We start from the raw sequence: 25,736 nt of genomic DNA, 5'->3' as shown, positions 1-25,736 counted from the left end.
GCGGCATCGTTGCAACCCCCTCAGGTTGCCCCCCTCACGTCCACGCGACAGCCTTCTAGCATAACGCCTTCCCGCCATTCCGCAACGGGAGTTTTGGGGCCGGGGGAAAAGTCCGCCGGTACTGTGGCTACCAGTACCAGACCAAAGACTATTGGCTCATGGCGCGGTCAATGGCATTCCACCATAAATCATGTAGGGTGCTCACGCGGGCGGAATGGGAGCTTGAGGCAGTTTTAATTTTCAACGTCCGCCCCTTGACCACGCCCAGGCGATGGACGGGCACGCCCCGGTTTCTGGCCCATGCCTCCACTTTTTCCGCGTCGGCCGGAGCGGTGGAAATGACCACCCGGCCGTGGGCCTCGCCAAACCACAGGGCATCCTGGCGGGCATCCTGCCAAGGGGTGAAGTCCACTTCCGCCCCACGCAGCACGCTGTGGCCGCGTGCCTCACGTTGGGACATGCAGCACTCGGCGAGGCAGACTGCCAGGCCGCCCTCGCTGCAATCATGCGCACTCCGCACCCACCCCTGCGCAATCAACTCGCGCAGCGTGTCATGCAGGCGTTTCTCCCGGGCCAGGTCGCACGGCGGCGGCGTCCCCATTTTTTGGCGGTGGAGGAGCAACAGATACGCCGAGCCGCCCAGGCCCTGATAAGGGTCAGAGGCCTCCACAGGATGGCCAAGTAACAAGATGACATCGCCCTCCGCCTTGAACCACTGGGTGGTGATGTGCTCCCGTCTTTCAATGATGCCCACCATGGCCACCGTCGGGGTGGGATCAATGGGGCCCTCGGGACTTTGGTTGTACAGGCTGCAATTACCGCCCGTGACCGGGGCGTCAAACACCCGGCAGGCCTCGGCCACGCCACGCACCGCTTCCTTCAACTGGAAAAACAATTCGGGATTGTGTGGATTGCCAAAATTGAGATTGTCGGTCACCCCCAGGGGCCGGGCACCCGAGCAGGCCAGGTTGCGCGCCGCCTCCGCCACCGCCGCCTTGCCGCCCTCGTAAGGATCCAGATAAACATAGGCCGCATTGCAATCGGAGGTGAGCGCCAGGTACTTCTCCGGCACCGGCCGCCCCGCAGCCGGCGAACCAGCCGGCAGCACGGGCAGGCAGTCCTCCTTGAGCCGCACCACGGCGGCATCCGAGCCGGGCAACACCACCGTACCGTTGCGCACCATGTGATCGTACTGGCGATATACCCAGTTTTTGGAGGCAATGGTGGGCCAGGCCAGCAGTTTCTTCAGGCACGCCATCGGCTGCGGCACGTCGGGCAGTTGCGCCAGGGAAAAGGCGCGCGTGACCTGGAAGTAGGCCGGCGTCCGGGATTCGCGATAATACACCGGGGCGTCGTTGGCCAGTTTGGCGGCGGGGATGTCGGCCACCACCTGGCCGTGGTGTTTGACCACCATCCGGCCGGTGTCGGTCACCACGCCAATCTGGGCCCACGGCAGATCCCATTTGTCGAAAATGCGCTGGACCTCGGCCTCGCGGCCCTTTTTGACAATGATGAGCATGCGTTCCTGGGATTCACTGAGCATGATCTCGTACGCGCTCATGTTGGGCGCGCGCTGAGGCACACGGTCTAATTCGATTTCGATGCCGGTACCAGCGCGGGCGGCGGTCTCACACGTTGAACAGGTCAAGCCCGCGGCGCCCATGTCCTGGATGCCGGCCACGGCGTCGGTGGCGAGCAATTCCAGGCAGGCCTCGACGAGCAGTTTTTCCATGAAGGGATCGCCCACTTGCACGGCGCCCCGTTGCTGCTCGGCGGATTCTTCGGTCAGGTCCTGCGAGGCAAAGGCCGCCCCCGCCAGACCGTCGCGGCCGGTGGCCGGGCCGACGTAGAACACGGGATTGCCCACGCCGGAGGCCTTGCCGCGGGCGATCTGCTCGTGGCGCAACACCCCCAGCGCGAACACGTTGACCAGCGGATTCCCCTCAAAGGAGGGGTCAAAATACACCTCGCCCCCCACGGTGGGGATGCCGAAACAGTTGCCGTAATGCGCGATGCCCGAGACCACACCGGAAAAGAGGCGCTTGACCGAGGGTTTGGACAGATCCCCAAAACGCAGCGAGTCCAGCGCGCAAATGGGCCGCGCGCCCATGGTGAAAATGTCGCGGATGATGCCGCCCACGCCGGTGGCCGCACCCTGGAACGGTTCCACCGCGCTGGGATGGTTGTGCGACTCCATTTTGAAGGCGATGGCCAGGCCGTCGCCGATGTCCACAATACCGGCATTCTCCTCGCCCGCGCCCACCAGGATGGAAGAGGACTTGGTAGGAAAGGTTTTAAGGAGGGGCCGGGTGTTCTTGTAGGAGCAATGCTCGCTCCACATCACCGAGAAAATGCCCAATTCGGTGTAGGTGGGGGGCCGTCCCAGGATGTCCAGAATCATATGGTATTCCTCGGGCGTCAGGCCGTGTTTCTGCACCAGCTCGGGGGTAATGGCAGGGTCACTCATAAGAAATCATGGCTTGAGGGGAGGCGCCTGCCGGCGTCAGGCGGCCGGAGCGGCGGCGTACTTTTGCCACCAGTGGATTATGCTTTCCAGCAGCCGCCGGCCATCTTCACCATTCAGGATGGACTCGCTGGCCCGCTCGGGGTGGGGCATCAGGCCGGCCACGTTGCGGGCTGCATTGCAAATGCCGGCAATGTTCAGGAGCGAGCCGTTGGGATTGGCGCGCTCAGTCAGCTCCCCGTGAACGTTGCAATATTGCCAGAGGATCTGGCGGCCCGTCTGCAGCTGCGCCAGCGTGGCATCATCTGCAAAATAGCATCCTTCACCATGCGCCACGGGGATTCGCAGCACGGAGCCTTCGGGCGTCAGGCAGGTGAAGGGTGAGTCGGCTGTGGCGACGCGCAGATAGACGTGCTCGCAACGGAATTGCAGCGAGCGGTTGCGCACCAGCGCGCCCGGCAACAGGCCGGCTTCGCACAGGATTTGGAAACCATTGCAGATGCCCAGCACCAAACCGCCCCGGGCGGCGAACTCCTGCACCGCCTGCATCACAGGGCTGAACCGGGCAATGGCCCCCGTGCGCAAGTAATCGCCATAACTGAATCCGCCGGGCACGATGACGGCATCGGCCGCCCCCAGGGAGTGCTCCTTGTGCCACTGCAGCCAGGCCGAGTGCCCCAGCACATTCTTGAGGACATGCACGCAATCCTGGTCACAATTGGAGCCGGGAAATTGCAACACCGCAAAATTCATAAGACCTCTTCCAGTCCAGTGGCGGGCCGCGCCTGCCGCGAGCCGCTCGCAGACGCCTCCCGTCGGGGGTTATTCGATAACGAAGTGATAATCTTCGATGATCGGGTTGCTCAACAGCTTGTGGCAGGCCTCGTGCAGCCACGCGGCTGCGGCCTGGGGATCCTGACCTTCCAAATCGATTTCAATGTACTTGCCCACGTGCACGGCCTTGATGCCGCGGTAACCCATGTGCTCCAGCGCATTTTGCACGGCCTTGCCCTGCGGGTCCAACACCGCCTTTTTCGGCGCAATGACAATCTTTGCTTTCATTTCATTTGTCTGGAAAGGGCGCCCCGGCCCTTAAAAAAGACGGGGGCGATGTTGGGCCAAGCGGCCCAAAACGCCAGCAATTTTTTAACGGGGCCGGGAGCGGCGGTCCGCAACGTCGGCCGGCGGAGGTTTGGGCCGCGTCCCTTCCCCCTGGCAAAGAGAAGGGCCGGCATGCCCGCCGGCCCCTCTTGAACAAGCCTCCGCACCGTCTGGGGTGATCAATTCTCCCGCACCAGGCGGTAGAATTGCGGCGGGGTGCCGCCCTGCGGCATCACCCGGAAGATCCGGAGTCCATTTTCCAGCGTGATGCCCTGAGTTACCGGCTGCCAGTTGGCTTGCGGGCCGAGGGCCGGGGAGACCTGCAGAACCAGGGCTTCATGATCGGGCCAGACAATTTGCACGGCCCCCTGGCTGCGGCCCGCCACCAGCGACACGGGTTTCGGCCCAAACACCGGCATCAAGCTGGAACCGGGGACTTGCGGCAAGCCCAGCAGCGTGACGCTTAGATTGGCGCAATCGCCGTTATACAGCGGCAGCAGGACGCGTGTTTCATTGTAATTGTAACGCGCGCTGCCGGGATTGGCGCGATTGCTGAACATCTGGTAGGGATCGCCACCGGCCGCAATGCCCGCGCCCCAGAAGCAGAGCGGGATTGAGTAAATGGTGCTGTTGGCAGGGTCTGCATGACCGATGCCCGTGCCCCCATGATCGGCGGTGACGATGATCACCGTCTGCCGCCCCACCTCGGGATTGGCCAACAGTGCATCAAGCAGCCGGCCCATCTGTTCATCCAGATTGCGCATCTGGTTGCTGTAGGTGGCCGAACCCCAGCCCGCCTGATGGCCGTACTGGTCCAGTTCTGTCCAGTGCATGAAGGTGAAATTCCACAGATTGGTGGCGGCAATGCGCCCCACCAATTCATCCACCAGCGCCGAGCTGGGGCCGTAGTTGCCCGCGTTCACAGAGGACAGCAGCCGGTCAATCTTGTTGGAGCCATTGTCCGTGCCGATCAAATCGGCCCCGCCGCCGGTGCTCCAACTGCGAGCCAGGAAGGTCAGCGACTGTTTGCTGTACAGGAAAGCGGTGCTCAAGCCGTAATCGTGCGCCACGTCAAACGGACTGGACTTGTATGGGACCGCCGTGTTGCCGGTGACGTGGATGGTCAGGCCGTTGTCGGAGTTGAAGGTCACGCCATGGTGGGTGGTGTTATCCCAACCCTCGGGCTGGGCCACCGGCCGGCCGGTCAGCATCGAGGAGTGATTGGGCACGGTCTCCGACTGGGTGTAGTCATTCCGCGCGTTCAGCGTGGAGCTGCCCTCGGTAAACAGGCGGGTGAAGTTGGGGAAGTATTCCGAGGCATGATAAATGTAGTTGGACAAATAGACCGAGCCCAGACCATCCACGCTGATCAATATCACGTGCTTGACGGCAAACGGTCCCGGCAAGCCCGGCTCCACCGTGTAGGTCCAACTGCCGCCCGCAAAGGAGTTGGCCGGCGTGGCCACATCGCGGATGCCGTGACCGGCAGCCCAAGCCACATTCACCACGCCGGTGGACACCGCCGGCAGCACAAACTCATACGGGCCGGCGCCCGTGCCGGACACCGAGAGGGCCGGCTGGTTGTTCACCCGCAAATCGGCCGCGTCCACCCCCGTCACCGGCTCATCGAAGGTCACCCGGATGCGCTTGAGCGAACGCACGCGCAGATTGGGGCCGGGGGAGACGGAGGCCAAGGACGGCGGGAGGTTGTCGGGCGTGAGATAAACCCAACTGGCGCCCGGAGCGGCGGCGTCAAAGTTGTTGGGCGTGGCGGCCAGATCGCGTATGCCATGATTGGCCGCCCAGGTCACAGTGACCTGCGAAGCATTGGGCTGCGGGAAGGTGAAGGTGTACACCGCATTCGAGCCGGTGACCGTTCGGGCCGCGCGCCCGTTAATGAGCAGATCATTGGCGGTGACTCCGGAGACCGGCTCGCTGAAGGTCACGGTAATTTGCGTCAAACCCGTGACCATCGTGTTGGGAGGAGGCTGGATGCCGGCCAGCACCGGCGGTGTCATATCCACCAAGGTGTAACTCCAGGTGTGGGCCGGCCAGGTCACATCCAATCGGTTCGGGCTGGCGGCGAAGTCGCGGATTTGATGGTTCTCGGCGAAGGTGACCGAGATGCTGCCGTAGGCCGGCTGCGGGAAGGTGAAGACATATTGCGCCCCGCCACCGCTGACCGCAGCCGCGGGCGTACCGTTGATCAACAAATCGCCGGCCTTCACCCCTTGCACCGGCTCGGAGAAAGTGAGGGCGATTTGGGTCAGTTCACCCAGGCGGCTGCCCGCGGCGGGCGTCACCGCGGTGACATACGGCAAATCCGGATTGAGCAGCACATGCTGCCAGGTCCCGCCGGTGAATGGCTTGGGCACCAGGTCCAAATCCACGATCCCATGGTTGGCCACCCAGGCCACGGTGACGGGACCATACGGCGGCTGCGGGAAACTAAAGATGTAAATGTGATTGCTGGGCGAGCTGACGCTGGCGGCCGGCTGGCCGTTGATGAGGAGATCGCTGGCCTGCACATTGGTTACCGGCTCGCTAAACACCACCGTAATGTTGGTCAGCGCAAAGAGATACGTGGCATCCGGCAGCCGCTGCACCAGCCGCGGGGCCTCCAATTCCGTGTTGGGAATATAGGTGAACAACTCGGCGTTGAAGCAGAAATCACTGCTGGCGGAGAGCGATTCGTTGAGGGCATGCACAGCGATGATATTGGTGCCGGCGCGCAGGTACAAGCGCGGGTCCAACAGTGCATAATTGGTGTATGGCAGGCCGTTCTGCTCCATGATGGCACTGGAGGCGGTGGCATCATAGGCCAGGTCGCCCGCCGGCACATTGTAGCGCAGCACCTCCACGCCATTAATCCACACCACCATGCCGTCATCCATGATGGCGCGCAGATAGAGATTGGTCACGGCTGTGGGATTGGGCACCACAAACGGCCGGCGCAGGTAGATGCTCGTGTAATTGGAGCGCATGTCGTCCAACAGCGTGTAGGCCGGCACGCCGTTGGAGTAGGGATCGCCAAAGAAGAACGGCGCCGGGGCATTGGACCATCCCGAGTCGTCAAACCCGAACTGCCGCCAGGCCTCGCGAGGATCCGAGGCTTCCTGCGTACCCTTCACAAAGCGCCACAGACTGTTGGAAGGAATCAGGATGGTCTTGGCATCCAGGGTGTAGCTCCAGGTGGCCCCGGAGCCGGTCCGGTTGAAATTGTTGGGCGGCGTGGCCCGATCGGTTATCCCATGGTTGACCGCCCAGGAAATGTTCACCGTGCCGGAGGCCGGCTGGGAGAAGAAGAAGGTGTAATTGGTAAGGTTTTGCTGTTGCACGTCGTAAGCGGGCACGTTGTTGACCAGAAAATCCGCCGCATCCACACCCGCCACTGGTTCGCTAAAGGTCACGGTGACCTGCGTCAGGTTGGTCAGCGAGGCCCCCGCCGGCGGGTTCTTGGCCACGATGGTAGGCGGCGTCAAATCGGCCAGCACATAATCCCAGGTGGCCCCGGCGCTGAATTCGTAGAATTCGAGGCGGATGGGCCAGCCCAAATCGGTGATGTTATGATTGGAGGACCACTGCACCCCCACATTCCCGAAGGCCGGCTGTGGGAAGTAGAACACATAGTTGGAGCCGCTGCCGGTCATGTTGGTGGCCGGCACACCGTTGATCAACAAGTCCGCCGCATCCACACCCACCACCTTCTCACTGAAGATCACCTGAATCCGGGTCAGGTTGGTCACTGTGCCCGGCGGCGGATAAACATACGCCACCGTAGGTGGCAGCTCATTGGGCGGCGGCACGGTCAGCACAAAGGATACCGGTGCAGAGGTGGCACCAGCCCCCGAAGCCCCGCACGCTACCGCCATGACGGTATTGGTGCCGAAAGGTGCATTGGTCCAGGTGAAGCGATAAGGCGCCGAGGCGATCGAGGCAAGAACCTGATTGTTGCCCACAAAGTCCACCCGGCTGACGGCGTCATACGCCAGCGCCTCGGCCTGCAGCGTTACCGCCAAGGGGCCTTCTTCCACCCACCCGTTAGTGGGAGCGGTCAGCCACACCAGCGGCGCCGGTCCGCCAGCCTCCTCCAACATCACCGCCACCGGCGCATAGGTCAGCGGGCTGGGCACTTGTCCGCCCGGCACCGGGCCGGAATACAGGCTCGAAATCAGACGCAACCGGCCGGCGGCCGAAGGAACAATTTCATCCCACCCAATCACATCGCCGGTGCGATTGTCGCCCACCGCCATCGCGGCCTGATGCGCTTGCAACACCAGGGGATACTGCCCCTGCGTCAACACGTTGGCCGTGTGCGCGCCGGCGAAAGCCGTGGCCCCCTCCAATGCAAACAAAGTCCACCAGTTGGCGTAAGCGGCATTGCCGCCCACGACGGTGGCCCGCAGGCGGTATTTGCGCGCCGGGTTCAAGCCGCTGAACTCGTGCACCAACTGGCCCTGGCCGTACATGAGTATGCCATTGTCGCCGTAGTACGTGCCGAAATCCACGTATGGCCCAAAAATCTGGTGGGCTGGGGTGCCTGGCGGCGGCGCGCCGCATTGCGTGGTGGCCACAAGCTGCTGGCCGGACACGCTCAAACGGGCCGCCAGCGGAGTGCCACTGAAAACATCCCACAGCGGCCCGGAGGACAAAGCGCCGCCCACCCGGCCAAAGGGAGTGTAGAACGTCGCATAAGGATGCGAGGCCGGCCCCGGCTGTTGATCATTCACCGCCCGCCAGCCCGTGTTGCCCGGCGGGAAGACCGCCACCGGGATGACCGGTGATTTACCCCGGCCACCAGCGCTGTCGTCAGCCATCACCACCAACTCATGCAGACCGGCGGGAGCATTGGACCACACAAAGCTGATCTGCGCCCCCTGGGCCGAGGCCAGCAACTGCCCCCCGGCATAAATGGACATCCGCACCACTTCACCATCGGCATCCTGGGCTGTGGCCTCCACCCGTACCGGTTCACCCAGCAGGTATTTGGCGCCGGCGGGCGGCTGGGTCACGGTCACATCGGGAAGTTTATTGCGCGGGATGAACGGCACGCCCAGCAGTTGCAAATCAAACGTCACATCCGTGCTCGTGCTGGAACTTTGATGTACCTCCACGGCAATTACATTGCGGCCCGGCCGAAGGAGTGCCGGGGAAACATCCGCCGCGTAGTACACCGTGCCGTCGTCCATCGCATTATTCGCGAGGGTGGTGTAAGTGATGGGCCCTGCCGGCATGTTGTAACGCGCGGCTTCGACGCCATTGACATAGACCACCGCGCCATCATCCCGCAACACCTGGAAAACCAGGTTGGTAAACTGGGCAGGGTCGGCGATGATCAGGTCGCGCCGGAAATAAGTGGTGATGAAAAAATTGCCGGAAGGGCCGCTGTTAATGACCGTGGCCTCATCCCCGTCTCCATAACCCAGTTGCCCCGGCCCGCTCTCCCATTCACTGTCATCAAAGTTCAACTCGCGCCAGGCGGTGCCCTGGTCTGAGCCGTCATCCAGATACTTCCATACGGAATTGCTGGGAATCAGCCGGTAAGCCACGGCGATCAACACCGGCGGGCTGGGGTACTGCCGGCCGGCTTCATCCGTCCCCACCACCGTCAGCTCATGCACCCCCGGCGAAACATTGCTCCAAACGCCGGAATAGGGGGCCGTGCTGTCCGAGGCAAACCACCGGCCGTCGGCATAAAAATTCACATTGGTCATGTTGCCCTCCCGCAGCATGGCGAGGGCATTCACTGTAATGGGATTGGTGCTTAAATAAGTGGCTCCATCCGCGGGCGAAGTGATTGTCATGCCCAGGTTGGCCACCAACACGTTGACCGTTGCTGAGGAGGCCCGCTGCCCCAGACTGTCCACCGCCACCGCCACCAAGGCGTTGCTGCCGGGCGGGGCGTTGGTGAGGGTGAATTCGTAGGGCGCAGTGGTGTCTGTGGCGGCCAGAACCCCGTTGCGATAAAGTTCCACCTGTTGCAGCGTGCCCACCGCCGCTGTGGCGGTGATCGAGATGGGTATGGCTTCCCCGGTTAGAAACAGGGTGTTATTGGTGGGACTTACAATTCTCACTACCGGCGGCATGCTCAGATTCAGCACGTAAGTGCCGGTGGCCGGCGGGGTGCCGAAACCGGGCGCACCCGCCAACTGAATGTGGTATTCCACCCCTTCGGTGGCATTAAACGTGATGAGGCTCACATCCGCGTATCCGGGGGCGTTGTCATTGTAGGCCACTTCGGTTAACGTATTCACCGCCGTGCCGCGGTAGATGCCCAGGGTGGTGTTGAAACTGCTGCCGAAAGTGTCCACTCGCACGCTGCCGCTAATGGGCGCCACAAAACTGAACCACACCGAGGCACCCCGCTGGAAAAAGCCCGTGCCACGCGGTTCGCCGGTCTCGGTGGTGGCGCCCACGTTGGAGCCAGTAACGGTGGCCGGAATGCTCAGACGGGTGCGGTTGACAAAATTATCATTGGCCAAAGGATCAATGATGAATTCCAGCGTGTTGGTGGCGGAGGTTTTCTGCCGGCCCAGGCTGTCGGTGGCCACCGCGTACACCGTATGGGTGCCCAACTGCCGGTTGGAAACCACCATCGAGTAGGGGGCGGTGGTATCCACCCCCAGCGAAACGCCATCAAAGAAGAATTCCACCCGGGCAACAGTCACCGGGGGCAGCACCGATACATTGGCCGACACCGAATACACGTTGTTGGTAGCCACCCGCTGGTTGTTGGTCGGGCTGGTCAGGGTTATGTTCAGCGGATTGTCGCGGATGGTGATGACGTTGGTGGTGGAATACGCCGTCTGCGTGGTGGGCGAGCTGTCCACCGCGTGCACATAACAGGTATAACTGCCCACCGGCAGCACGCCCAGATTCAACTCATACGGGGCGGCACGCACCACGTCCGCCACCGCCTCGTTGGTGTAGAAAGTAAGCGTATAAGGCGCCGTGCCGCCGCCCGTTTCGGTTTGCAGCAGCAGGGCGGCCCCGAAGTTCAGCCGCGTGCCATCATTAGGCAAGAGTTGCACAGCCAGCGGCCCGCTGACGGTGATCTGATGCACCGGCGAGAGACTCTCCCATCCCCGGGCATCCCGTACGCGCGCCTGCACGGTGTGGGACCCCACAAACAACCTGCCCAGATTGGCGGTAAAGGGCGGCTCGGTCAGGGGGTTGCCGGCCGGCTCGTTATCCACCAAAAATTGCACGGAATAAGGTTGGGTGCCGCCCGACACGGAAGCAGAAGCGATTACGTTCAATTGGTAGTCAATCGTCGCGCCGTCCAGCGGCGCGGTCAGACTTACGGTGAGGGCAGGCAAGACCGTAATCGTGTTGGTGGCGGAAAAAGCGGTCTGCTGCCCAGCATCGCCCGCCCGCACATACACCCGGTGGGTGCCCAGGCTCAACCCTGTCAACTCGGTGGCGAAGGGGGCGGAAGTTTGCGGCGCCCCATAAGGAGCATCATCCACAAACCATTGGACTGTATAAGGGGGGGTACCCCGCGCCACCGTGGCCGCCGCCGCAATGGCCGTGCCGCTGGCCACCACCAATCCGTTGGTGGGGGCCGTTAGAGCGCAAACCAGGTTGGTGGATTCCGGCAGTCCAGCGGTCACCTGCAGGGAGAAATTGTCTATTTGATGCGCCGAGTCCGTGGGATTGCCCGTGGCATTGTCGTCGGCCCAGACCAGGTAGAGCGTTGCGCCGTTGGTCCATTCGATGTTCAGGGCAGCGGTCATGACAGTGGCCGCCATATCATTGGCGGTGGTGTTCAGCGCGGGGATGTTAACCCAACTATTGGTTAGACCGGTCAGGCTGTAATAAACCCGGGTGCCGCGGCCATTTTCTTCGGCTACGCCTCCCCCGGTAATGGTCAATTGATAAGACACGGTGACCTGGGTGGCGTTGGTGCCAGTGGCGTTGACAAATTTGCCCATCAACACCGTATAACGGTTGCCTGTCGGCCGCACGCACAGGTACTGGCCCACAGAACTCCACAAGGCGCTGGCGTTGGCTGCCGGCGGGTTGCCACTGTCCGCGGCCACCGCTGTGGTCACGCCCGCCGCCGTGATGTTGGCATTCACGTCGGCGTCCATATCATAAGAATCGTTGGCCCCGCCCGCCCGGCTGAGTGTGGCCCAATCCGTGGCCGGCGGCTGCGTCTCAAAGCGGTTGAAATAGCCGGTGCCGGGGGTCACCTGGGCGGCCGACAACCAGCCGCACAGGGCCAAACTTGCACTCAAAGCAAGAAGGCCGGTTAAGGGGAGGTTGATTCTTTTCATAAACTGATGCCGTGTTGTTTAATGCCGTGCTGTCGGGAACGGACACGAGGCACTGCGCTGATGCAGGAACCGTAAAAGCCCGCTGGCTTTTTGGGCACCACACCAAGCCCCTGCTGCCCAATGGAGACAACTATGCCACTGCTTCCCAACATGGGTTGCTCAGCTCAAAAGACGCAAAAGGTGACAACGAGGTTACAACCGGCGTTGCGGGATGATTCCGTTGGCTTCAGCTCTTGTGGAATTGACGGGGCGCTGCGCATTTGTCATGCTCGGGCGGTTGGCCGCAGGCCTTCAACACATGGAAATCAAACGCGCTGTCATCACCGCCGCCGGGCGCCAACAAAGCACGCTGCCCTTGCAAACGCTGGTGGATCGTCGCGGGCAGACCCGCACCGCCCTGGCCATCCTCCTGGAGGAAATTACCCAGGCCGGTATCACCGAGGTGGCCATCGTGGTGCCTCCCGGCGCGCAAGCGGCTTTTGCCGGGGCCGCCGGGCCGGAGGGCCGCCGCCTGCATTTTGTGGAGCAAACGCAGCCGTTGGGTTATGGCCATGCGGTGTGGTGCGCCCGTTCCTTCACCGGCGACCAGCCGTTTTTACTCATGGTGGGCGACCATCTCTACGTCAGCGGCCAGGACAAATCCTGCGCCCAGCAGCTCGTGGAGATTGCCGGTGCCGAAAACTGTGCTGTCTCCGCCGTCCAACCCACCCACGAAAGCAAGTTGCCCTACTACGGGGCTGTCGGCGGCCGCCGCCTGGCAGGCCGCAGCGGTCTTTACGAAGTAACCGAAGTCCTGGAAAAACCCACCCCCACCGAGGCCGAGCAAAAAATCCTGGTGCCCGGTCTGCGTGCGGGGCATTACCTCTGTTTTTTTGGCATGCACGTGCTGACCCCCAAGGTCATGGCCTTGTTGGATGCCCTCGTAAGCCACGGCCAGCCGCCCGTGCAGCTCTCCTCTGCTCTGGCCCAATTAGCAGGACACGAACGCTACCTGGCCTGCGAACTGGCCGGCCGCCGCTATGACATCGGCGTGCAATACGGCCTCCTGACCGCCCAACTGGCGCTGGCCCTGGAAGGCGAGGACCGTGACGAAGTGCTTGCCCTGCTGGTGGAGTTATTGGCCCAGCGAGCCCGATAATCACTGCACCCCCAACCGCCCACCATCTTGTGACGGCTTAAATTTCACAGCCGATGCTCTGCATTTCAGGTCTTTGGGAGAAATGCCGATAAATATCCGGGTTAAACTAACAAAGACATGACGTCCAGCCGGGCAGTGGCACACCCCCAAGGTGGGGCCGTGGCTGGGACTTTCCTGCCTTGCATGGGCGGGAAACTCCTGGTTTGGGGATGGTTTTTGTCTGCCCTGCCCCTCTTGGCTCTGAATCCGGGCCATCAACTCAAAGACTACGAGCATCGCCACTGGGGCATTGCCCACGGCCTGCCCCATGCCACGGTGCGCGCCGTGCAACAAACCACCGATGGCTACCTCTGGACCGCCACGGAGTATGGCGCCGCGCGGTTCAACGGGGAGCGTTTTTCCGCCTTCAACGCCTTCAACGTCCCGCTGCTGAATCGTCCCTTCCTCAATGCGTTAACCCAGGCTCCTGACGGCGCGCTGTGGATCGGAAGCGAAGGAGGCGGCCTGATTGTTTATCATCAGGGCGCGTTTCAGCGGCTGAGCACCAATGATGGCCTGGCCGGCATGGCTGTCCGTGGCTTTGCCCCCGCCTCCCCGGGCAACATGTGGATTGTTTGTGATCGCGGCATCAACTTCTGGGCGACGGGAGAACTTGCCCGGGTGGATATTCGCGGCCTGTCCACCAATGCGCTTTGCTTCAGCATCCTGCAGGATCAAGAGGGCAACCTGTGGGTGGGGACAGACCGGGGCCTTTGGGGGCCCATGGACGCCAGCCTGCCCCGCGCCATCTCCGTGCCCAACCTGTCGGCCCGCACCGTGTATGCCCTGGCCCAGTCCCCAGAGGGCAGCTTGTGGGCCGGCACCGATGCCGGGCTATATCACATCAGCGTGGACCGCCGTCGCGCCACGGCAGATCTTATTTCGGCGCTGGGCCCGGCGCGGGTGCGGGCGGTTTATGCTGACCGCCACGGCATGGTGTGGGTGGGCACCACCACGGGGCTGCGGCGGCTGCGGCAGGGCCGGCTGATCCTGGAAGAGGAAATTCCCGCCCTGCGTAATATTTCCGTTTTTTCCTTCTTTGAAGACCGTGAGGCCAATCTTTGGATTGGCGCCGGCAACGGCCTGCACTGCTTACAGGAGCGCACATTCATCACTTATTCCGCGCAAAATGGTTTGGAGGACGAGGAAGTTTTGACCATTGCCCGCGCCGGACCGGAGCGTTATCTGCTGGGCACCACGCGGGGAGAAGTCTATGTGTGGGAAAATGGCCAGATCCGCCCGGAACCCCGATACCAAAGGCAGACCATGATCACGGCAATCCACCCGGACCGCCAGGGACGGGTTTGGATTGGATCGCGTCGGGGCGGCCTGCTTTGCGATGACCGCGGTCGTTCGCAAACCTTCGACGTCGCCCAAGGGCTGCCAAGTGGCAACATTTTCGCCATCACCGAGGATCAGCAGGGGACCCTGTGGGTGGGCACAGAAAAAGGTCTGAGCCGGCGCGAAGGACGGGAATTTATGACCGTAATCCTGCCCGTTCCAGAGGGTCAGCCCCAGCCGGTGATTCGCTCGCTGTACCTGGCGCATGACAACTCCCTGTGGGTTGGCACCCAGGAAGGGCTTTATCACTTGAAGAGTGACGCCACCAACTATTACGGGCAGCTTCAGGGTTTCCCGGCCGGTCTGGTCTATTACATCACCGAGGACAAAAAAGACCGCTTGTGGCTGGGCACCGCGCAGGGAGCCGTGTGCCATTGGGAAGGACAATGGCGGCTTTACAAGCCCCACAGCGGCTTTCCCACCTGCCACATTTACTGGCTGGCGCATGATGAACAGGGCTTTACCTGGTTCTCCACCCCTTGGACCATTTTCCGGGTGGAAACGGCGCAGATATTTGCCTATTGGCGCGGGGAGCGGCCGTTGCCCACTCCCATGAAGTTCACGCAATCCGATGGCCTCCTGGCCATGGAATGTCTGGGCGGGAGGCAATCGGGCGGCTGTCAGTTGCCGGATGGGCGTCTTGTTTTCCTGACCCGGCGCGGGTTGGCGGTGGCCGATCCCAAAGTTTCCGCCAGCGCCTTTCACCCGCCGCGCGTGGTCATTGAACGGATCCGGGTCAACGGTCGCGAGCATCCGGTCTCGGCGCACATGGAGCTGCCGGCCGGCTCGCGGGTGATTGAAATTGAGTATGCGGGATTGAGTTTCCGGCAGCCGGAAAAAGTGCGCCATCGTTACCAGCTCAAAGGGGTGGACCCGGACTGGGTGGAGGCCTACCAGCGCCGCTCCGCCACTTACGCCAATCTGGCCCCCGGGCAGTATGAATTTCGCGTCACCGCTGACGATGGTCATGGCGCCTGGAGTGTGGCCGGCGCCGGCGTGGAGCTCATTATTCAGCCATTCTTTTACCAGACCGCCTGGTTTTACCTGCTGCTGGCGGGCCTGGCGCTCACCGGCATTTATGGCGGCTACCGATGGCGGGTGCGCCTGCTGCAAAGACGCAATGCGTTGTTGAGCGCCCGGCTGGCGGAGCGCACCCGGGAATTGGAGCAGGTCATGGCCGAGCGCTTCCGGCTCGAACAAGCCGCGCTGGCCCGCAAACAACAGGAAACCATCGGCCAGATGGCCGCCGGCATTGCCCACCATCTCAACAACCAGTTACAGGCCATTCAATCCAGCGCCGCCCTTTTGGAGGATGCACACAAGACCCCGGACGAATCACACACCCACCTCTCCTACATCGAAGAAGCGGTAGGCAAGATGGCCCGGATTGTGGAGCAACTGCTGGCCTACGGCCAGCGCCACTGGCTGCGGCTGAAGTCCGTGGACCTGCGGGAATTCCTGCCGCCAATTCTGGCCAAATACCCGCCGGGCCGCGTGGCCGTCGAGTGGGAGCAAAATCTGCCCCTCGTCAAAGTGGATGGCGGTATTCTGGAGCAGGCATTGCTGGTGGTGTTGGACAATGCTCTCCAAGCCAGCCTCCCACACGGGCCGGTCAAAATTCGCGTGCAAAAAGTGGAGCAGGTGCCCAAAGACTCCGCCGCACCCTCCGCACACCAACCGCGGCCCTTTGTGGCCATTCAAATCCTCGACGAAGGCCCCGGCCTGTCGCCCCAAGCTCAGGCGCACCTGTTTGAGCCGTTTTTCACCACCAAAGAGGTGGGCCAAGGTACCGGCATGGGGTTGGCCGCCGCTTATGGGGGGCTGAAACAAATCGGCGGCTGGATAGAACTGACCAACCGCCCCGAGGGGGGATGTTCCGCCACCCTCTTCCTGCCGGTGGCCACGTAGCCAGCCACAACAGTCCAGCCACAAAAAGCTTTTCGCCGCCGGAGACAACCGCCAGACTTTCGCCCATGAGACATCGAGTCCTTGGCCTGGTGCTGCCGGGCCTGCTGTGGGCAATGGCCGGAGGCGCCGCGGCGGCCTCCCCTTCAAGCTGGAAGGTCACCTCTCCGAATGGGCAAATATCGGTCATTGTGCAACTGGCCGACTTGGGACGGCAGCGTGACTACCCCGCCGGCCGCAGGCTTTACTACCGGATCGAATGGAACGGGCAAACTGCGGTGGACAGCTCGCCTCTGGGGCTGGTGCTGGCTGACACAGACTTGAGCCGTCATCTGTCGGTGGTCACCGCCCTGCCCCCCAAAAGCATCGAAGAGCGCTACATAGCCCTGCACGGCAAACGCCGGGAGCGCCTGCACCAGGCCCGCCAGATGACGCTGATCCTGCGCGGTGAAAAGGGAAGGATGCTGGAGGTGGATTTTCGTGCCGCCAATGATGGGGTGGCCTTCCGTTACCGTCTCCCTGAACGCCAACCCCTGGCCCAGGCGCTGATGGCCGCCGAAGCGACGGGTTTCGCCCTGCCCAAGGACGGGCGAATCTGGGCCCATCCGGCGGATCAGGTAACGGTCTATGCGCCGGCTTATGAGACTTATTATGAAAATGAAATCCCCGTCGGCATCCCCTCCCCCACCACCAATGGCTGGTCCTATCCGCTGCTGTTTCGCACGGGAGATGCGCGCGTGTGGGGTCTGATTACCGAAGCCGGCCTCGGCACTAACTATTGCGGCACCCGCCTGCAAAGTGAAGCCCCCATGGGCGTGTATCGCGTGCGCTGGCCCGCCCCCAATGAGGGCAATAACACCGGCAGCGTCTTTCCCGTCTCCTCTCTGCCGTGGGAAATGCCCTGGCGGGTCATCATGCTTGGGGGATCGCCGGCCAGCATTGTGGAGTCCACTCTGGTGGAAGACCTCTCGCCACCCAGCATTCTAAAAGATACCGACTGGATCAAGCCGGGCCGCGTGGCCTGGAGCTGGTGGTCTGACCCGCCCAGCCCCCAGGATGCCGCCAAACAAAAGCAGTTTGTGGATTTTGCCGCCGAGATGGGCTGGGAATACGTGCTGGTGGATGCCAACTGGACGCTTATGGACAACGGCAGCCTGGGCGATGTTTTCCGCCATGCCAAAAGCAAAGGCGTGGGCATCCTGCTCTGGTACAATTCCGGCGGCCCCCACAACATCGTAACCGAAAAACCCCGGGATTGCCTGACCTACCGCGAAGTGCGGCGCTTTGAACTGGACTGGCTCAAGAAATCCGGGGTCAGAGGCATCAAGGTGGATTTCTTTCAAAGCGACAAACAAAACGTCATCCAGCTTTATCACCAGATTTTGCAAGACGCTGCCGATTACCAGATTCTGGTCAACTTTCACGGCTGCACTCTCCCCCGCGGCTGGTCCCGCACCTATCCACACCTGCTGAGCATGGAGGCGGTGCGCGGAGCGGAAAACTACATCTTCACCAGCGACTTCCCGCAGCGAGCGCCCGTGCAGAACACCATCACCCCCTTTACCCGCAACGTGGTGGGGCCCATGGATTACACCCCTGTGGCGCTCACCGAGCATAATCACAAGCATCTCACCACCTACGCCCACGAACTGGCCCTGGCCGCCCTGTTTGAATCGGGCTGGGTTCATTTTGCCGACAAACCGGAGGCGTATCGGGCACTGCCCGCAGAACCAAAACAATGGCTCAAAGAGCTGCCCGTGGCATGGGATGACACCCGTTTTCTCGCCGGCTACCCAGGCCAATTCGTCGTGTTGGCCCGACGCCGGGGCGGCATCTGGTACCTTGCGGGGGTGAACGGCCAGAACCAGGCCCGCGAAGTGCGCCTTGAGTTCGGTCCCTGGCTGAAAGCAAACCGGGGCGAATTACTGCTCATTGGCGATGGCCAGGAGGCACGCAGCTTCCACGCGCAACGCCTGACATGGCAGTCCGGCCAATCACCCACCATAAAAATGCTCCCGTATGGCGGTTTTATGGGAACCCTGAAATAATCACCGCCAGAATCACAAGGCGGCCGGGGGCGGTGCTCAAACGCCGAGACATCAGGCCGCGGGTTTGCGTAATAGCACCAACCGAAACCATCCCCGCCCGAGAGCGGCTTCATCACGCACAATTTCAAGTTGGGTGGCGGCGACGATGGGCGCCAACTCGCGATTGGCCTCGCTGGCAATTAATCCCAGCAGCGGATTGGCCAGTTTGAGAAGAAGACGCGCCCAACCGGCCGGGGGAAGGAATTTGTCCATGACAGAGACCTGGCCTCCCGGTTTCAAAACGCGCTCCGTTTCGCGCAAGCATTGAATCGGATCCGGCACCACAGCCAGAATGAGATGGAGCAGCACCGCATCGAAGGAGGCCTCCGCAAACTCCAGGGCCTGCACATTCATGACGCGCGCCTCCACAGTCATGCCCAGCCTGGCCGCCCTGGCTTCCAACCGCTTGAGCATGGCCGGTGTCAAATCCACCGCCGTGATCTGCACCCCCCGGGGGACATACGGCAAATCCAGCCCCGTCCCGGCGCCGGCGATTAACAATCGTTCGCCCGGCTGCAGCGCCAGGCACTCGATGGCCCGTTGCCGTGCCCAATTGAAACTGCCCGCCACCGCATCATACGTGGGCGCCCAAAGGGTGTAGCGCCAGCGATTCCACCACAGCGTATTGCACGGATGCCGCGGGACGGGGCATGACGGCGGGCGTTTCTCCAGCTCTGGCTGTGGAGCGGCACTCATCGCGGCAGACGGCGCGCCGCCTGGCGGGCAATACTCTCGCTCACTTCCACCACCGAGGGGATCCCCGCGGCAGGCGCAGGCCGGTAAAGTGACTCATAACCGCTCTGGCGCACCGCGGCCCGGCGCGAAGCCGTGCCGGAGGTCACCCAGAGGGTTTTGCCTTGACGCAAATCCCACAAATAAAACACCAATGTCACTGTGCGCCGCCCACCGCTGATCACCTCATAAGTCATGGGAGTGCCCACCGCCCCATGATAGAGATATTCCTCCTGATAATTGCGATAAACCATCTGGCTCTCCTGCGAGCGGGCGACGTCCACGACCAGCGCATAACGGGCCACATTGGTCAAGGGACTCAACTCTGCCAAATGCTCCTCCGTCCAACGGCCCGTCTTGGCCACTTTTTTCATTAGCTCAGCGTGGCGATTTTGCGTCATGGCCCGCCGGGCGTCCTCCAGGGACAGGACTTTCAGCCAGGGGCGCACCTCCCGAAACTGCTTGAGGACCACCTCCCCCAGGGCGTCCGCCGCCACATATTCACCCCCGCCCAAGGCCGTCACCGCCGCCAATACCACTCCCTCCTGCTCCAGGCTGGCACGCGCCGGCAACGCGTGAACAGGGGCGGTTTGGAGGGCGGTGCGGCAACCTGCTCCGAGGCTTGTCCCCACCAGCAGGCCCAGCACGAATGCCCATCGCCATGAAAAATTGCTCGGGACTGACTTCATCATGATGGCAACACCCGGCTCGCCGTCAGGGCTTAAGGACTCGGGGCCACGCCGCAGGCATCGGCCATGGCGCACAATTGCTCATAATAATCCTCCTCCGTCAGGCCCAACAAGGCCGCGCCGTACAGCAAGGCATGATCATCCTTTATCAATTCCCCGTAGTTGATGACCGGAATCATGTAGGCTACGGCCAGCGGCAGCAGGTCCGGTTTGTCCCACAGGGTGGGCCGCACATACAACACCCGCGCCGGGCCGGCCGGCTCCTGCGGATCCGGGCCCGGCTCGGCAAATTGATGCGGCGCCATCGGTCCCACTTCAAACATCAACCGCACCGGATACCGTACACAATCCGGATCTGCCAGAAGTTGCGGCAGTTTTTCAAAGGTGAGCGGCGCATGGCGGGCGTGAGCGGCCCGGGCCTGCGCCAGCAAATGCTCGCGCAAACCCTGATCGCCCAGCCGGCTGATGGCTTCCGGCGAAAGATCACGTAAAAAACCGGGAAAACCCGGCGGCGTTTGTTCCATGGGCGGCATTATTCAAATTGCCGGCCTTTTTGCCAAGCTTGGACGCCATCGCAGCTCGCGGGGCAGGAGAGTAGCCGGGGGGGCATACTCTGCCAGCAATCCCCCGGATAGACTGATTGCCCAAGCCGTGCTTAACCCTCTTAGCTGCGCGGTCACCGCATCGCTTCACCCTCGGGTTATTATCTTGGGGCCGCCACGGTGAGATGCCTTGACGCACGCCATCGCCGCTTTAACCTCAAGCTTCAACCTGTCAATCATGCGCACAAACATCATCTCCCTTGGCAGCCTGGCAGCCGCCCTCGTGTCCATGACAACTCTGGCTAGCGGCGACAACTTGACTGTCGCCTCCCAGGTGGGCTCCGCCGACGGCAAGGAGTTCAGCCGATCCCGCTGGGCGGCGCTGGTGTTCAGCCCCGCCGATGAAGCCACCCGTGCCGCCGTGGACAAACTGCCCCCCGTTTTGGCGGCCGCCCTCCCGCCGCCCGCGCCCGCAGGACCGCCCTTGCAGCCACCGCGTCAGCCCGATGGCAGGGGCGAGGTCACCCTGTCCGGCGAGCTGAAACAATGGCACAAGGTGACGTTGACGGTGGACGGACCCTACGCCCATGAGCGCAATAATGATCCCAATCCCTTCACCGATTACTGCCTTACCGTGGAGTTTGTCCACGAATCCGGCACGCCGCGATATCGGGTGCCCGGTTACTTCGCGGCGGATGGCAGCGCCGCCCATTCCTCCGCCGAGGCAGGCACCCGCTGGCGCGCCCATTTGTCGCCGGACAAACCCGGCCGGTGGAATTACACCATCTCCTTCCTTAAAGGCCCGCATGTCGCTCTTCAGGACAAACCCGCTGGCGCGCCGGTTATCGGCCACGGGCGCACCGGGAGTTTCGACGTGGCGCCCACTGATAAAACCGGCCGCGATTTCCGCGCCCGGGGCCGCCTGCAATACGTGGGCAAACACCATCTCCAATTTGCGGGCACGGGGGAATATTTCCTCAAAGCTGGCGCCGACGCGCCAGAAAACCTGCTCGCCTTTGCGGACTTTGACGGCACCTTCTCCCGCAAGACCAACCGGCAGGCGCGCCCCGGCGAGGCCACACCGGCGGGGCTTAAAACCTGGCAGGCGCACGTGCGGGATTGGCGGCCGGGCGATCCCACCTGGAAGGACGGCAAGGGCAAGGGCTTGATTGGCGCGCTGAATTACCTGGCCGGCAAGGGCTGCAACGTCTTCTCGTTTCTCCCCTATAATGTGGGCGGGGACGGTGATGATGTCTGGCCGTTTGTGGCGCCCACCGACAAAATGCACTATGACTGCTCAAAACTTGATCAGTGGGGCATCGTGTTTGACCACGCCACCCGCCTGGGGTTGTATCTGCACTTCAAACTGCAGGAGACGGAAATGGATGATAACCGGCTGGGCGACCGGGCGGCACCCGGCAATGTCCCCTCTGCGCTGGACGGCGGCGCGCTGGGGCCGGAGCGCAAGCTCTACTGCCGCGAGCTAATCGCACGATTTGGCCATGCCTTGGCCCTGAATTGGAACCTTGGCGAGGAAAACACCCAAACCCCCGAGGAACAACGGGCGATGGCGCAGTACCTCCACGACACGGATCCCTACAAACATTTGATCGTGGTTCACACCTATCCCCACTGGCAGGACCGGGTCTATCCCCCGCTGCTGGGCCGGCAATCGGCGCTGAGCGGCGCCAGCCTGCAAAATGATTGGGCGCAGACTCACCAGCGCACCCTGAAATGGGTTCAGGAATCGGCCAGAGCCGGCAAACCCTGGGTGGTGGCCAATGATGAACAAGGCCCCGCGGATTTGGGCGTGCCGCCGGATCCGGGCTACGCCGGCTTTGAGGGCAAGGTCGGGCAAGGCAACCGCATCTATGATCTGCACGACATCCGCAAACTGACCCTCTGGGGCAACCTCATGGCCGGCGGTGCGGGCGTGGAATACTACTTCGGTTACAAACTGCCGCAAAATGACCTCGTGTGCGAGGACTGGCGCAGCCGGGATCGCTCGTGGGATTTCTGCCGCATCGCCCTGCAATTTTTTGCGGACCATAAAATCCCCTTCTGGGAAATGCAGAACGCCAATGCGCTGATCGGCAACGCCAAAAATGATAACAGCAAGTATTGCCTGGCCAGGGCGGGGGAGATTTACCTGGTCTACTTGCCCAACGGCACGCAAAGCGGCCCGGCAGAGCTGGATTTAACGGGGGCTGCCGGCGCCTTTAAGGTGCAATGGTTCAACCCGCGCGAGGGTGGGCCGTTGCAGCAAGGCTCGGTGGGGCAGGTCCGTGGTGGCAGCAAAGTCGCGCTGGGCACGTCCCCAGCCGAGCCGGCGGAAGACTGGCTCATCGTGGTGCAAAAATAGGCAGGCAAACGAGATCACCGGCGCACAGGCCGAGGACGCCCCGGCAGCGGCAGGCGATTGGACCGCCTCCCTGTGGCCTTCGCTTGACAAGCAAAACATTTCAATTTTATCTTTGCTCCATCAAACATGCATTCTTACCCACTCAAGCACCGCAACGGCCATTTGTTTGTTGAAGTTGAGGGCGAGTTATGGCTCCTCGACACCGGCTCACCGCTCAGCTTTGGCAAAAATACTACGATCGCATTGGCGGGGCAGCCGTTTAACATTAACTCCTCCTTTCACGGTCTCGCCGCGGCGGCTCTCCTGGAAGCCATTGGTGTGCCCTGCGCCGGCCTGTTGGGCGGGGATGTGCTGGACAAATTTGATCACCTCCTTGAGGTGGAGTCAGGCCGTCTCACCCTCTCCACCGACACCCTGGAACATTCCGGAGAAAGCATCCCGCTGGAGCCGCTCATGGGCGTGCCTGTGGTGAAAGCTCAAGTGCGCGGTAACGAATTCCGGATGTTTTTCGACACGGGGGCCCAGTTGTCCTATTTCCAGAGTCCCATGTTGACCCAATTCCCCTCCCTGGGCAGCTTCACTGACTTTTACCCCGGCATTGGCAATTTCAGCACTGAAACCTACGAGGTGCCGTTGTCCCTAGGGGCCGTCACGACGACGCTGCGTTGTGGAGTGTTGCCGACACTGTTGGGTACGGCGCTCAACCTGGCCAATGTGCAGGGCATTATTGGGATTGAGATGTTGCTCAACCGCAAAGTCGGTTACTTTCCACGCCAGCGCAGGTTGGTTCTGTGAAACAGCGTGTCTTTGACGTAGGACAATCAGGGCCGGCTTAACCAATCCCAAAAGCCCAAGCCCTCCAACTCCCGGCGCAGCGATTGGATTTGGGCTTCGCTCAAGGCGCGCAAAGGCAGTCTGACCTGCCCCACGTCCACGCCTAGCATCCCCAGGACGGCTTTCGTCGCCGCTAGAAAGCCGTGACGTGCCAGCAATTCGATAAGTTGCACCGCCCGGAACTGCTCCAGCCGCGCCGTTTCCCAATCTCCCTGCTCGAAGGCGCGCAACAGCCGATGATACAGCGGCGCGGCCAAATTATAAGTGCTGCCCACCGCGCCTTTTGCCCCCAGCGCCAGCGCCGCCAGCAACCATTCATCCCGCCCCCAGGCCACATCCAGCGCCCCGTCTGCCACCCGCAGGCAGCGCTGGTAGGCCATTAAATCGCCCCCGGTGTACTTCAAGCCGGCAAAATTGGGTATCCGCTCCACCGCCTGCTCCAAGAATTCCGGCATGGACAGTTGCACGCCTGTGAACGCCGGGATGTCGTAATAGTAAAATGGCATCTCCGGCGCCGCCGCGGCCACGGCCGCGCACCACTCGACCAGATCGGCTACCGTGCCTGGTTTGAAAAAGGAAGGAGCCACCGCGGCAATACACAGCGCGCCCTGCTGGTGGGCGTGCGCCGCCAGCAGGCGGGCTTCCTCGAGAGCATTGGCCCCCACGTGCACCGCCACCTTCAGCTCCGTGCCGCGCGAAACCGCCATCCAACGCTCCACCAGCGCCAGCCGCTCGGCCGTCGTGAGCGAGGCCCATTCGCCAGTGGTGCCGCAAATAAAAACCAGGCGCACCCCGTGGCGCAGGAGATGTTCTGCCTGTCGCTCCACCGCGGGCAGATTCAGCGAGCCGTCTGCACGAAAGGGGGTATGCGGTGCGGCCACCAGTCCATGCAGGAGTTGTAAGGGTTTCATGGCTTGGACGAGGGGTTAAAGTCTCGCAGCCGGGGCCTGGACCTCCGGCTGGCGCGGACGGATGAGCAGGACCAGCGTGGTGGAAAGCAAAGCGACGCCGGAGAAAATACCCAAAATGGCCAGCAACGGCACCTGTTGATCCCGCAAAATGCCAAAGAACCAGTCCGCCACCCCGCCGCAACTGATGCTGACCATGTTCATGAGGCCGTAACCGGTGGCGCGCAGGTGCGGGCGCGCAATTTGACAAAGAATCGGCATGTTGTTGGCGTCAAAAAAGCCCCAGCCCCAGCCAAACAACATCAAAAAGCCAATGGCCACCCAGAGCTGTCCCGTCTGGGGGGAGTACCCCACCCCAAATAGGGCCACCGCCACACACACGGTGCCGATGGCGCTGGTATAGATGCGCCCGCGGATGTTGCGCCGGCTCCAACGATCCGCCAGCCAGCCGCCCGCCAGCGCGCCGAAGATGCAGGCCACCATCCAGTAAAGCGTCGCGGAAACGCCGGCCCGGCCCTGTCCGATGCCAAACTCGGCCTTCAATACAGCCGGCATCCAATCGCGCACGATCCAGGCCGCCATGGCCGGCAGGGTAAAGTAAAGCACTAATAAGAGAAAGCTGGCGTGGCTGAACAGCTCGCGCAAGGCCATGAGGGGCGAGGTGCGGGGCGGCTCCAGTTCCCCTTCCCGGGCAGGGGCATGGCGCAAAAAGAGCCACAAGGGCACTGCATAGAGTACGCCGGCCACGCCGCACAGGTCAAACATCCACCTCCAGCCCAAGGCCGGGTGATCCGCCGCGTAACCACTAAAGCCCCCAAGGATGACGCCGAGGTAAATGCCCAGTTGATGCAGGCCCACCGCCCGCGAGCGGGTCGGGCCGGCATGATAGTCCGCAATCAAGGCTAGGGCGGCCGGGATGTAAAAGGCCTCACTGATGCCCATGATGGCGCGCGTGGCCATCAGCTCCCCATAGGTTTGCACGTGGCCGGTAGCCCAAGTGATGGCCGACCACGCCGCCAGGCTGAAGACAATGACATGCCGCCGGCTGAAACGATCCGCCAAATATCCGCCCAACGGGCTCATCAAGGCGTACGTCCATTTGAAAAAGGCAAGGATTTTGCCCCAGTTGGCCTCGGTGTTGATGTCCGGGATGTCGGCCATCACGGAGAACTTCATGGCCGCGAGCATTTGACGATCCATGTAGTTCAGCAAGGCCACCGGCACCAGCAGCAACACCACCAGCCACGCGCCGCGGGGCAACGCGGCTTGCGAGCCAGAGAGGCCGGTGGACTGAGCTGTGCCGGTTACAAACATG

General features: G+C 62.3%; 14 protein-coding genes. 5 read left to right on the top strand and 9 right to left on the bottom strand.

Annotated elements, in window-relative coordinates:
- Positions 1-148: 148 nt before the first annotated feature.
- The 4 genes from purL to N3J91_02025 all read right to left on the bottom strand — a co-directional run bounded on the left by purL (position 149) and on the right by N3J91_02025 (position 11,805).
- Entirely contained in the window at positions 149-2,467 is a 2,319-nt protein-coding gene (gene purL, locus N3J91_02040; GenBank protein ID MCX8155227.1) for a phosphoribosylformylglycinamidine synthase subunit PurL, read from the bottom strand.
- A 36-nt stretch (positions 2,468-2,503) separates the two neighbouring features.
- Entirely contained in the window at positions 2,504-3,217 is a 714-nt protein-coding gene (gene purQ, locus N3J91_02035) for a phosphoribosylformylglycinamidine synthase subunit PurQ (GenBank protein MCX8155226.1), read from the bottom strand.
- A 69-nt stretch (positions 3,218-3,286) separates the two neighbouring features.
- Positions 3,287-3,526 carry a phosphoribosylformylglycinamidine synthase subunit PurS gene (gene purS / locus N3J91_02030; protein MCX8155225.1) on the bottom strand — a complete coding sequence of 80 codons (240 nt, stop codon included), beginning with the start codon at positions 3,524-3,526 and terminating at the stop codon, positions 3,287-3,289.
- 218 nt (positions 3,527-3,744) lie between these two features.
- Positions 3,745-11,805: an Ig-like domain-containing protein gene (locus N3J91_02025; protein MCX8155224.1), complete on the bottom strand. Its 8,061-nt coding sequence runs from the start codon at positions 11,803-11,805 to the stop codon at positions 3,745-3,747.
- 337 nt (positions 11,806-12,142) lie between these two features.
- On the opposite strand from N3J91_02025, the gene N3J91_02020 reads away from it, so the two are divergent.
- The 3 genes from N3J91_02020 (at position 12,143) to N3J91_02010 (ending at position 18,315) form a co-directional block, all read left to right on the top strand.
- On the top strand, positions 12,143-12,982 hold the full coding sequence (locus N3J91_02020; protein MCX8155223.1) for a sugar phosphate nucleotidyltransferase: 840 nt from the start codon (positions 12,143-12,145) through the stop codon (positions 12,980-12,982).
- Positions 12,983-13,165: 183 nt separating this feature from the next.
- Positions 13,166-16,270 carry an ATP-binding protein gene (locus N3J91_02015; protein MCX8155222.1) on the top strand — a complete coding sequence of 1,035 codons (3,105 nt, stop codon included), beginning with the start codon at positions 13,166-13,168 and terminating at the stop codon, positions 16,268-16,270.
- Between the two features lie 65 nt (positions 16,271-16,335).
- Positions 16,336-18,315, top strand: coding sequence for a glycoside hydrolase family 97 protein (locus N3J91_02010; GenBank protein MCX8155221.1), 1,980 nt, complete (start codon positions 16,336-16,338; stop codon positions 18,313-18,315).
- Between the two features lie 51 nt (positions 18,316-18,366).
- Here N3J91_02010 and N3J91_02005 read toward each other — a convergent pair whose 3' ends face one another.
- From N3J91_02005 to N3J91_01995, 3 genes are read right to left on the bottom strand one after another with little or no spacing between them, the layout of a single operon-like run.
- On the bottom strand, positions 18,367-19,050 hold the full coding sequence (locus N3J91_02005; protein MCX8155220.1) for a class I SAM-dependent methyltransferase: 684 nt from the start codon (positions 19,048-19,050) through the stop codon (positions 18,367-18,369).
- Positions 19,047-19,778, bottom strand: a complete 732-nt coding sequence (locus tag N3J91_02000) for a hypothetical protein (GenBank protein MCX8155219.1) — start codon at positions 19,776-19,778, stop codon at positions 19,047-19,049. Before N3J91_02000 ends, N3J91_02005 begins: the two co-directional genes overlap by 4 nt.
- 29 nt (positions 19,779-19,807) lie before the next feature.
- Positions 19,808-20,299, bottom strand: coding sequence for a hypothetical protein (locus N3J91_01995; GenBank protein ID MCX8155218.1), 492 nt, complete (start codon positions 20,297-20,299; stop codon positions 19,808-19,810).
- Positions 20,300-20,555: 256 nt separating this feature from the next.
- Here N3J91_01995 and N3J91_01990 point away from each other — a divergent pair, with 256 nt between their 5' ends.
- Both N3J91_01990 and N3J91_01985 read left to right on the top strand, forming a co-directional pair.
- Entirely contained in the window at positions 20,556-22,679 is a 2,124-nt protein-coding gene (locus tag N3J91_01990; GenBank protein ID MCX8155217.1) for a DUF5060 domain-containing protein, read from the top strand.
- 126 nt (positions 22,680-22,805) lie between these two features.
- Entirely contained in the window at positions 22,806-23,474 is a 669-nt protein-coding gene (locus N3J91_01985; GenBank protein ID MCX8155216.1) for a hypothetical protein, read from the top strand.
- Between the two features lie 26 nt (positions 23,475-23,500).
- On the opposite strand, the gene N3J91_01980 is transcribed toward N3J91_01985, so the two are convergent.
- Positions 23,501-24,424, bottom strand: a complete 924-nt coding sequence (locus tag N3J91_01980; protein MCX8155215.1) for a dihydrodipicolinate synthase family protein — start codon at positions 24,422-24,424, stop codon at positions 23,501-23,503.
- Between the two features lie 15 nt (positions 24,425-24,439).
- Positions 24,440-25,735 (bottom strand): MFS transporter, encoded by a 1,296-nt coding sequence (locus tag N3J91_01975; GenBank protein MCX8155214.1) that lies wholly within the window; start codon positions 25,733-25,735, stop codon positions 24,440-24,442.
- Position 25,736 lies beyond the last annotated feature (1 nt).

The sequence above is a fragment of the Verrucomicrobiia bacterium genome (assembly GCA_026414565.1).
Taxonomy (GTDB): Bacteria; Verrucomicrobiota; Verrucomicrobiia; order Limisphaerales; family Fontisphaeraceae; genus Fontisphaera.
The sequence above is the reverse complement of the archived record's forward strand: the minus strand, read 5'-3'. Positions and strand labels throughout refer to the sequence as shown.